This is a genomic window from Macrococcus carouselicus, assembly GCF_004359515.1.
Classification (GTDB): domain Bacteria; phylum Bacillota; class Bacilli; order Staphylococcales; family Staphylococcaceae; genus Macrococcus; species Macrococcus carouselicus.
The window spans coordinates 1,159,058-1,168,712 of sequence record NZ_SCWD01000001.1; the positions used below are offsets into that span (position 1 = coordinate 1,159,058).

At 40.4% G+C, this 9,655-nt stretch carries 6 protein-coding genes, 22 tRNA genes, 2 rRNA genes and 1 riboswitch; all 30 genes read right to left on the reverse strand.

The window, feature by feature from the left end; all coding sequences use genetic code 11:
* Positions 1-17: 17 nt before the first annotated feature.
* Positions 18-1,217 (reverse strand): hypothetical protein, encoded by a 1,200-nt coding sequence (locus tag ERX40_RS05885; protein ID WP_133417552.1) that lies wholly within the window; start codon positions 1,215-1,217, stop codon positions 18-20.
* A gap of 28 nt (positions 1,218-1,245) precedes the next feature.
* The gene (locus ERX40_RS05890; RefSeq protein ID WP_133417553.1) at positions 1,246-2,136 is read right to left on the reverse strand and encodes a hypothetical protein; all 891 of its coding nucleotides are present in this window, start codon (positions 2,134-2,136) and stop codon (positions 1,246-1,248) included.
* Complete coding sequence (locus ERX40_RS05895; RefSeq protein WP_133417554.1) at positions 2,117-3,250, reverse strand: hypothetical protein; 1,134 nt, start codon at positions 3,248-3,250, stop codon at positions 2,117-2,119. The genes ERX40_RS05890 and ERX40_RS05895 overlap by 20 nt, the downstream gene beginning before the upstream one ends.
* Positions 3,251-3,378: 128 nt before the next feature.
* A complete protein-coding gene (mmuM, locus tag ERX40_RS05900; RefSeq protein ID WP_133417555.1) occupies positions 3,379-4,269 on the reverse strand; it encodes a homocysteine S-methyltransferase in 891 nt (296 codons plus the stop codon).
* Positions 4,253-5,596, reverse strand: coding sequence for an amino acid permease (locus ERX40_RS05905; protein WP_133417556.1), 1,344 nt, complete (start codon positions 5,594-5,596; stop codon positions 4,253-4,255). Before ERX40_RS05905 ends, mmuM begins: the two co-directional genes overlap by 17 nt.
* Positions 5,597-5,652: 56 nt before the next feature.
* A riboswitch (SAM riboswitch) is annotated at positions 5,653-5,751 on the reverse strand.
* A 285-nt stretch (positions 5,752-6,036) separates the two neighbouring features.
* Positions 6,037-6,118: transfer RNA gene (locus tag ERX40_RS05910), tRNA-Leu, on the reverse strand.
* Positions 6,119-6,213: 95 nt separating this feature from the next.
* Entirely contained in the window at positions 6,214-7,242 is a 1,029-nt protein-coding gene (locus tag ERX40_RS05915; RefSeq protein ID WP_133417557.1) for a hypothetical protein, read from the reverse strand.
* Between the two features lie 183 nt (positions 7,243-7,425).
* Positions 7,426-7,499: transfer RNA gene (locus ERX40_RS05920), tRNA-Cys, on the reverse strand.
* Between the two features lie 10 nt (positions 7,500-7,509).
* Positions 7,510-7,581, reverse strand: a tRNA-Gln gene (locus ERX40_RS05925).
* A 9-nt stretch (positions 7,582-7,590) separates the two neighbouring features.
* Positions 7,591-7,663 (reverse strand) — tRNA-His (locus ERX40_RS05930).
* A 2-nt stretch (positions 7,664-7,665) separates the two neighbouring features.
* Positions 7,666-7,739 (reverse strand) — tRNA-Trp (locus tag ERX40_RS05935).
* A gap of 4 nt (positions 7,740-7,743) precedes the next feature.
* Positions 7,744-7,827 (reverse strand) — tRNA-Tyr (locus ERX40_RS05940).
* Positions 7,828-7,832: 5 nt separating this feature from the next.
* Positions 7,833-7,908: transfer RNA gene (locus ERX40_RS05945), tRNA-Thr, on the reverse strand.
* Between the two features lie 17 nt (positions 7,909-7,925).
* A tRNA-Phe gene (locus ERX40_RS05950) sits at positions 7,926-7,998 on the reverse strand.
* Between the two features lie 5 nt (positions 7,999-8,003).
* Positions 8,004-8,079, reverse strand: a tRNA-Asp gene (locus tag ERX40_RS05955).
* Positions 8,080-8,083: 4 nt separating this feature from the next.
* Positions 8,084-8,157 (reverse strand) — tRNA-Met (locus tag ERX40_RS05960).
* A gap of 50 nt (positions 8,158-8,207) precedes the next feature.
* Positions 8,208-8,300: transfer RNA gene (locus ERX40_RS05965), tRNA-Ser, on the reverse strand.
* 10 nt (positions 8,301-8,310) lie between these two features.
* Positions 8,311-8,384: transfer RNA gene (locus tag ERX40_RS05970), tRNA-Ile, on the reverse strand.
* 33 nt (positions 8,385-8,417) lie between these two features.
* Positions 8,418-8,491 (reverse strand) — tRNA-Met (locus ERX40_RS05975).
* Between the two features lie 20 nt (positions 8,492-8,511).
* Positions 8,512-8,587, reverse strand: a tRNA-Ala gene (locus tag ERX40_RS05980).
* A gap of 23 nt (positions 8,588-8,610) precedes the next feature.
* Positions 8,611-8,684, reverse strand: a tRNA-Pro gene (locus ERX40_RS05985).
* A 10-nt stretch (positions 8,685-8,694) separates the two neighbouring features.
* Positions 8,695-8,771, reverse strand: a tRNA-Arg gene (locus ERX40_RS05990).
* Positions 8,772-8,776: 5 nt separating this feature from the next.
* Positions 8,777-8,865, reverse strand: a tRNA-Leu gene (locus ERX40_RS05995).
* A 38-nt stretch (positions 8,866-8,903) separates the two neighbouring features.
* A tRNA-Gly gene (locus ERX40_RS06000) sits at positions 8,904-8,978 on the reverse strand.
* Between the two features lie 5 nt (positions 8,979-8,983).
* Positions 8,984-9,067, reverse strand: a tRNA-Leu gene (locus ERX40_RS06005).
* A 19-nt stretch (positions 9,068-9,086) separates the two neighbouring features.
* Positions 9,087-9,162: transfer RNA gene (locus tag ERX40_RS06010), tRNA-Lys, on the reverse strand.
* A 4-nt stretch (positions 9,163-9,166) separates the two neighbouring features.
* Positions 9,167-9,242 (reverse strand) — tRNA-Thr (locus tag ERX40_RS06015).
* A 10-nt stretch (positions 9,243-9,252) separates the two neighbouring features.
* Positions 9,253-9,328 (reverse strand) — tRNA-Val (locus tag ERX40_RS06020).
* Positions 9,329-9,339: 11 nt separating this feature from the next.
* Positions 9,340-9,454 (reverse strand): 5S ribosomal RNA (gene rrf / locus ERX40_RS06025).
* Between the two features lie 76 nt (positions 9,455-9,530).
* Positions 9,531-9,655, reverse strand: a 23S ribosomal RNA gene (locus ERX40_RS06030); the annotation flags it as partial.

Consider the following 9,655-nt stretch of genomic DNA (forward strand, 5'->3'; position numbering starts at 1 on the left):
TTTGACAAACGAAATAATCATTTTTCTGCTTCAAGAAAAGGAGAATTAAATTTCATTTTCACTCCATATGTCCCAGAAACAATATTCTTATTATAAATAAGATCTGCGTTCTTGTTCATTACTATATTATTAATGATTTTATTTATATTTTCTTCTCCAATTTTTTTAATAAGTCTTTCATCTTCCATAAGATATTCAATGAGCTTCTTTTTATTTAAACTTTTATTTTGTGATTTTATATCTGTTTTATTTTCCTCGTATGAAGAATAATTGATACTAAATTTATCGCAAAAATTCTTATTTACTTTATAGTGATTTATGAGGTCAGTGAAATTACTAAAATTCTCTATATTTTCCAAAATTTTTCCATCAAATTCAATTTTTATGTCATTATGTATATCATTTAAATCCGTATGCTTATTATTTTGAAAATATTGTTTGAAAATATTGTAATTGTTGAATCTTTTTTCTGTAAAAATATCTGGATATATAAAACTCAGTTCTTTGAAAAGCTCATATTTCATAACAAATAGTTTTAATTTAGATTTTTCTACTTTAGAAAAATCTAAATTAAATTCCGGATCTACAATTTTAAATATTGATGACTTTGTACTACTTTCATATCTTATAAAACTACTCATTACGAGCTTTTCTTTGATTATACTTTCTGGATCAACTATTCCTTGGATTTGCAACTTGCCATCTTTTATTTGTTTGTTTTGTGATGTAATAGAGTTTTGTGTGCCTTTACATTCTATTAAATAAAATTCATCGTTAGAATCCATTACTAAGAAGTCTGGAGATTTATAGTTCCCTCTATACCCATTATTTACCGGATTCAGAAAAGGATAATATTTTAAAAAGAATTTTGTATCTACCCATCCATTTATTCCTACAGTAGCATCCATAAAGCAATATGCCATGCCCATACCGATATCATCACTAAGAATCGTTTTTTGATGTGCATCAACATCCTTAAAAATATCACTAAGTTTAAAGTCTATATCGCTACTAAAACAATAAAAATATCTTAATAATGCCCAATAATCATTCAATAGCATTTTATTTAGATGCGGATATTTAGTAGAATATACGACACTTTTCATCAATTCTTCCATCTTGAATTTGAACAGATTATTTGAATATATCACAAAGGGCATTGGAGGAAATCCATTTGACCAACTGGTTAAATCAATTGATACTCTTATCTGCTTCAAGGTTATCCATCTCCTAGTTAATTAAACTTTACTCGATAAACTCATCAATACTCATTTGATTGTTTTCTGGATTTGAGAATGGGTTATTAATATATTCTAAATAGTTACGTCTCGCAATTTTTACATCATTTAATTTTATTGTTTTCAAAGGATGCCATTGTCGATTTTCCCATTTCATTAATTTGGTATAACCAACTCTACCCATAAGATCCAACATTTTTTTCACTTTTTTATTCCCGAAGGATCTTACATCTGCACCTATAACTGTAGCCATATCTGGTATTGAACAATATGCTCGGCTAACTATCTCATCTATAGTAAAACTACATTGATTCATTAATAAAGCATCTACTTCACTACAAATTTCATTTGCTATATCTTTATCTTCTGTTTCTTTATCGAAATGAATTATGCGTTGAATATTCTCTATATCAGTAGTCTCCATGGCTTCATTTATCAACTTAAACAACTCAGTTTCACATTCAAATATTATTTTATTATTTCTAAATGTAAAACCACTATATATTAAATTTTCCATATAATTATCTATAGTATTATTTAATTGAATATTAAAAATAATATGTACACTAAAGTTATTTTGATTAATATGACTTAGAGTTTCATTTCTTAAATATTGTGTACGCTCAAAATTATTATATTTCTCAATTTGGCTTATATCATTATCGAATCTTCCACCTTTTAATTCTAATCCATAAAAAGCTGCATTATCTTTCTTAAAACAAATATCAAATTTTATTGTTCCTTGCTCAGTCCTTACATTTTTCTCAATACTAAATAAAGTATAATTGTTTAAACACAAAATATTTATAACACCCACATGGGCATTTTCTTTTAATAAGTTGAGAAAAAAGTTTAATAATTCTAGTTCACTTAACTTTTCAGTATCGGAAATATTCATGTTGTTTATCACCTACTGTCAAATTTGCACTAGCGTCCACAAATAAATTAATATTAGTAATAAGTCTTGCAATAGAATTGCCACATGATTCTGGTAACAACTCAATTATTAAGGTTTTTTTACTGGTGTTTATATTGATGTTCAACCTTTTTGAATAATTTCCCATATGTGTATCAATCGCTTTGATCCTTACAACATTTTCTCTTATTTTATAAGGAGTGGCCCATAATCTAAAAGGCTTAGTGCCATCACACATTTTTTCAATAAATTTATCTATATTCACTTCACTTGCAAGTTTTATCACAAGAAAATTTCCATCAATTTTTTTTCCTTTTAATTGTAAGGGGTAATCATTTTCAAGCACGCTAATTTTTCCCATATAATTATCAAGAATATTATTCACATTGTTAATGTGCATAGAAAAAGAATTTCCCCTGGCAGTAAATTTTCCATTATATTTTAGTGTATCTACAATAAATTCGTCATTTTCATCACTAGTTAATAATCCGATAGTCTTAATTGAAAGTTCTCTCTTAAAGTTTTCATTCAATAAACTTTTGATAATTGGTTTAGCCATTTTTTTTGATAGGTGCAGATTTAAATCATTCGTTTCATTTAAGAAACGTTCAATATTTGAGTTTTTTTCTTCCTTTAAAATATCTTTAAATGAAATACCTAGACTATACAACTCACCCAAACGATTCTCAGTAGAATACATAAATGCACTAGGAAGCCAAATGTTATCCATTTCTCTTTGTTGCAATAAAGTATTTTGTACCCTATCAGTATTTTTAGCATAATCTAAAGAATGCATCTTCCAAAATCGAGAATTACTTATGTCAAAGTAATATTCAACACCAAATATTGTAAGTATAACCATATTTTCATCGATTGTCTCGATTATCTGCGTAGATGTATTTTTTTCGAACTCTATGCCTCTTAATATCTTGGTAATTTCATCCTTTTTGTTAGCTTCATTTTGAACACTATGATTTTCAAATATATATGTTTTAATTAGTGGATTTTCATTTTTTTTATCTTTAACAAAAGTTTTATAGTTTTTGTTTAAGACATCATCTAATGAATCTTGCATCTGTTTAAGATTTTTAAACATATAATCCCTCCTCCTTTCTTAATACTCTTATTAATTTAGAACAACATTATGCTTTGATTTGTGATTTTGAATAACCTATTCTCTTAATTAAAATTATATAGTAATTTATTTGAGTCAACAATTTCTTTTTACACTTTAAAGTTTTTTACAACCTCCCCTATCTCCTCAGGCCCCACCTGACAGCAGCCTCCGATGATCTTCACACCCTGCTCCTTCCATCTGACAGCCGCTTCCACGAGCGAACTATCTTCCTGATCAATCCAGATTTTCTTCTCTGCGTCATATGTTCTGCCGCCGTTCGGATAGAGGATAAGTGGATGCTTACTGTGCTGCAGAAGGCCTTCAACCGCGGCATCGATGACTTTGGCGCTCGTACAGTTGACGCCGAATGCATGAATGTTCTTAATGGTGCTAACGATTTCACAAACGTCTTTCAGGGATGTGCCGTCTGAGAGGTGGTTCTTATCCCTCAAGGTGACGGACAGCCAGCATTCGATATTGTCATAGTTACTGAGCAATGTCTTGATCGCCTTGATTTCTTCCACATTAGGCACTGTCTCAAAGGCAAAGACCGTGATGCCTGCTGCTATCAATATATCCAGCCGTTCTTGATGATAATGAATATAGTCTTCCGCTGTCACTTCGTAATCACCTGTATACTCTGCACCGTTGCCGAGCATGGCGCCGTATGGTCCGAGCGAGCCGGCGACGATTGTCTGGTCTGTCGCGGCACGTCTTGCAAGTGTCACTGCTTGCTGCAGGTAGTACACTGCATCATCTCTTGTCAGTCCGCTGTTCAGAAATGACGGCACGGCTGCCTGGTAAGTATTGGTCAGGATGATGTCTGCGCCGCTGTCGACAAAAGCCTTATGGACTTGATACACCGCTTCCGGCTGATGCTTGATCAAGTTCGATGACCAGAGCGGGTGCTTGACGTCATAGCCGAATTGTTCGACGGTCGTGCCGAAGCCGCCGTCGAGGAGTGTGATGTCCTGCTTCAGTTTATCTTGCAGCTTCATGGATCTCACGTCCTTTCCTGTATTTGACGTAGTAATGAATCAGGCCGACGATGATGCAGAACGGCAGGCCGATGAGTGTTGCGAGGCGCTGGTTCGGATCGAAGAGCACGCCGATGCATGAGACGAGGCATAAAGTGAAGCCTGTCACCGGTAAGATGTATGATGAGCGGTTTGCCACGCCTGTTTTTTTAAGCTGGTTGATGCGCGACAGGCAGATGCTCATCCAGACGACGACCACCGCGAAGCCTGCGACTGAGACGAGGACGAGATAGACAGTTGTCGGCGCGATGACGCTCGATAACAGACTCAACAGCGCGCCTACTAAGCTGATCACTGTGGCGTTGACCGGCATACTGTTCTTGCTCAGTTTCTTCGCGACCGGCAGGATATTGTCCTGTTCTGCCAGACTCCACAGCATTCTGCTCGCAGCATAAAGTCCTGAGTTCGCGGCGGACAGGAGTGCCGTCAGGATGATGAAGTTCATCATATCGCCTGCGTACGGGATGCCGACGCTATCCAGAATCGAGACAAACGGGCTTTCCAGGAGACTTGCTTGATCCGTCGGTAATAACAGCACCATGATGACGATGGTACCGATGAAGAGTAAGGCGAGCCGCCAGACGGTCGCACGAATGGTCTTCGGGATGACATGTTCAGGATTTTTCGTCTCGCCTGCTGCAATCGCAATCAGCTCCGTGCCGCTGAACGCATAGTTGACAGCGAGCATCGTGATGAAGATACCGAACAGACCATTCGGTACATCGAATAACTGCTCGCCTGCTGTTACAGGCTCGAGCGATGACGGCAGCACGTTGAACAGAATAAGCAGGCCGATCAGCATGAAGGCGATGATCGCAAGCACTTTGATGAGCGACAGCCAGAACTCCGCTTCGCCGTAGATCCGGCTCGACGTCATGTTGACCGCGATAATGATGACGATGAATATGAGACTGAACAGCCAGACCGGAAAATCCGGGAACCATTTCTGAAACAGAATACCGCCTGCCGTGACCTCGGAACCGATTGCAATGGTCCAGCACAGCCAGTAGCTCCAGGCGACGACGTGACCGACAGACGGATGGATATAAATGTTCGCATATGTATGAAACCCGCCGACATCCGGGTGCTTGACCGCCAGTGCCCCGAGACACTTCATCACGATATAAACCAGTAAGGCCCCGACGATATAACTGATGACCATGCCGATCGGTCCTGCCTGCTGCAGCGTATAGCCGGTGCTGAGGAACAGTCCCGTGCCGATCACCCCACCGAAACTGAGCATCATGACGTGCCGCTGCTCTAAACCTCTTCTGAACTCATTAGACATTGCAATTTCCTCCCATAAAAAAATACCCCTCTGAAAAAGAGGAGTACTAAAGTATACACTCATATTTCAGGCGAACCTGTTGGAGTTAGCACCGTGCAGCTGCCGGTTGCTGAGACTTCATAGGGCCAATTCCCTCCGTCTGCTCTTTATAAGTTATTTAATTGTAATACAGCATATCATCTATAGATGAAGTGGTCAATGTGATTTTGTCAGTTACTTATCGTGCTCTGCTCCTCAAATAAGCAATTTTTATCTTATAGATAAGAGTCTTAACAGCAGTCAATAAATCACTGCTGTTTTATCTCGTTATTTTATTATGATGTGCGCGATCTACGGCATGTTCAACTTTTTTGATGATAAGGAGCATAGCACATCATGGTGACATACATGGCTGTACAAAACAAAATCCTCTCCATTTAAGATGGAGAGGATTTCTAAGATACCACCGGTCGGGGTCGAACCGACACTCCGTGAGGAACCGGATTTTGAGTCCGGCGCGTCTGCCAATTCCGCCACGGTGGCAGAATATTAAATTAAGACAGTATGCTTATTATATAGTAACTGTCTGGATCAGTCAAGCCATGAAAAAGGGAATCAGCTGACTGATTCCCTCATTGTTATTGATATGTCACAGTCGCAACAAGCCATAAACCGTTATGTTTTTCTGCGGTTACTTTCACATTTTTACCATACTGCCTTGTTGTCGTATAGATTTTCGACTGCTTACCTGTATCTGTCTCCTCCATGTAACTGCCGTTTTTGACTGAAGTGGCTGTGCCTAAATATTTTTCTGCTGTTGTCAGCTTCTGCGGATGGTCATAGAGATCATATGAGAAGGTGATCTGCTTCAATATATTACCTGCCGGCACATTGTAGTTGAACAGGATATTCATTTCGCTGCCATATGTTGCCACTACTTCTTTCACTTGGCCCTTTTTGCGGGTGATGTCATCTGAAGAGGATTCACCGACTTTGGCAACGATCTGAGCATTGGTCATCCCGGGTTTGACTCCGAATAAGGTATAATCCCCTTTTTTCATCGCCTTATATTCACTGCCTTTTAACGCTGTGAAATCAGCATTTTTCAGTTTTGAGGAATCGACTGTCTCCCTGACTTCATTATTGATGTAACCGCCTGTAAGGACCCATTCACCTTGAGGTCGCTCAAAGAACAAGGTTAAGTGCCCGTATTCTCTATCTAGTGTGTCGTCTTTGATATCTTTCGTATCATTATCAAATGTCTCTGAATACTTATATTTACCGAGTACAGCACTGATATCTTTTAGTTTGTAGTTTTTACCGGCGTAATCAAAGTAGATGTTATCTACTTTCATATCAGCGACCTTCGCTTTACGACTATCTGCTTCTGAGCTGATATTTACTTGATTATAGTCAGCTGACAAATAAGTCCAGTCATCACTTCTGCTCTCATACTCTGTACCGGGCACACCCAGCTTTTTATAGATTTGTTCATATGAACTGCCAAGCTGAATGCCTTGCAACGAATAAGTACCCTTCTTTAACTGATCAACTGTCTTTTTGTCTTTAAGATCAGGTACGGCAATCTTGGATGCTGCTTCAGTCACTTGAACAGTACCGGTCGTGAGTACTGATGCAGCAAGTGCAGCTGCTAATAGTTTCTTCATTTTATTGTCCCCTTTTCAATTTATTGTAATATAATTTATTATATAGGAAATCTCTTCAATTGAATATCACTTTTCTTATTTTTAAGAAAACTTTAAGGTAAAAAAAAGACTCACTACATATGTAGTGAGTCTGGAATATAAAAAAACAGGATTACTCCTGCATCAGAATTAATTAAATTAAGATGGAGGCGCCAACCGGATTTGAACCGATGATAGAGGTGTTGCAGACCTCGGCCTTACCACTTGGCTATGGCGCCTAATGAAAAGCTGGGGTAGCTGGATTCGAACCAACGAGTGACGGAGTCAAAGTCCGTTGCCTTACCGCTTGGCTATACCCCAATAATAAAGGGCGACTGATGGGAATCGAACCCACGAATGCCGGAACCACAATCCGGTGCGTTAACCACTTCGCCACAATCGCCATGGCAGGGGCAGTAGGAATCGAACCCACATCAAAGGTTTTGGAGACCTCTATTCTACCGTTAAACTATGCCCCTATTATGGTGGAGGGGGGCAGATTCGAACTGCCGAACCCGAAGGAGCGGATTTACAGTCCGCCGCGTTTAGCCACTTCGCTACCCCTCCATGCATGGTGCCGGAAAAAGGACTTGAACCCTCAACCTACTGATTACAAGTCAGTTGCTCTACCAGTTGAGCTATTCCGGCATAACATAATAAAAAGATGGCTCAGGACGGAATCGAACCGCCGACACATGGATTTTCAATCCATTGCTCTACCGACTGAGCTACTGAGCCATACATGGCGGTCCCGACCGGGATCGAACCGGCGATCTCCTGCGTGACAGGCAGGCATGTTAACCGCTACACCACGGGACCTTAGTTGCGGGAGGCGGATTTGAACCACCGACCTTCGGGTTATGAGCCCGACGAGCTACCAGACTGCTCCATCCCGCGTTAATAATAAATAGGTATTCATTCTTGCTGTTTGCTGAAGTAAAAAATAATGGCGGAGGAAGAGGGATTCGAACCCCCGCGAGCCGTAAAGCCCCTGTCGGTTTTCAAGACCGATCCCTTCAGCCGGACTTGGGTATTCCTCCATTATATAAGTGGACCTTGCAGGACTCGAACCTGCGACCCAACGGTTATGAGCCGTTTGCTCTAACCAACTGAGCTAAAGGTCCTAAATCCAAGGTTTCACTATTAAAAAAGATAAATGGCGGCAGAGGGGATCGAACCCCCGACCTCACGGGTATGAACCGTACGCTCTAGCCAGCTGAGCTACGCCGCCGAAATGATATTAATTTTAAATGGTGGAGACTAGCGGGATCGAACCGCTGACCTCCTGCGTGCAAAGCAGGCGCTCTCCCAGCTGAGCTAAGCCCCCATATATATCACTCAAGAAGTAAGTCGGGAAGACAGGATTCGAACCTGCGACCCCTTGGTCCCAAACCAAGTGCTCTACCAAGCTGAGCTACTTCCCGTAGCATAAAATGGCGCGCCCGAGAGGAGTCGAACCCCTAACCTTTTGATCCGTAGTCAAACGCTCTATCCAATTGAGCTACGGGCGCATAAATGGTGCCGAGGACCGGAATCGAACCGGTACGGTAATCACTTACCGCAGGATTTTAAGTCCTGTGCGTCTGCCAGTTCCGCCACCCCGGCAACTTTATATTATAAGTTGTCAGTTATATTGAAAATAATGGAGCGGAAGACGGGATTCGAACCCGCGACCCCAACCTTGGCAAGGTTGTATTCTACCACTGAACTACTTCCGCATATATGGTGCGAGTGAAGGGAGTCGAACCCCCACGCCGTAGGCGCTAGATCCTAAGTCTAGTGCGTCTGCCAGTTCCGCCACACTCGCAATTAATTTTAAAAAGAAATGGTGAGCCATAGAGGATTCGAACCTCTGACCCTTTGATTAAAAGTCAAATGCTCTACCAACTGAGCTAATGGCTCTACATGGTGCCGGAAAAAGGACTTGAACCCTCAACCTACTGATTACAAGTCAGTTGCTCTACCAGTTGAGCTATTCCGGCATAATAGAAATGGTGGAGGATGACGGGATCGAACCGCCGACCCTCTGCTTGTAAGGCAGATGCTCTCCCAGCTGAGCTAATCCTCCATTTATAAATTGCCCGGCAACGTCCTACTCTCGCGGAACGTAAGTCCAACTACCATCGGCGCTAGAGAGCTTAACTTCTGTGTTCGGTATGGGAACAGGTGTGACCTCTCTGCCATCGTCACCAGACAGATTGAGAATATACTCTCAAAACTAGATAAGTAAGAAGAAGTGATTGACAAGCGAGACCGATAAAAAATCTTTTTTGATTAAGTCTTCGATCGATTAGTATTCGTCAGCTCCACACATTACTGTGCTTCCACCTCGAACCTATTGACCTCATCATCTCTGAGGGATCTTATAACCGAAGTTGGGAAATCTCATCTTGAG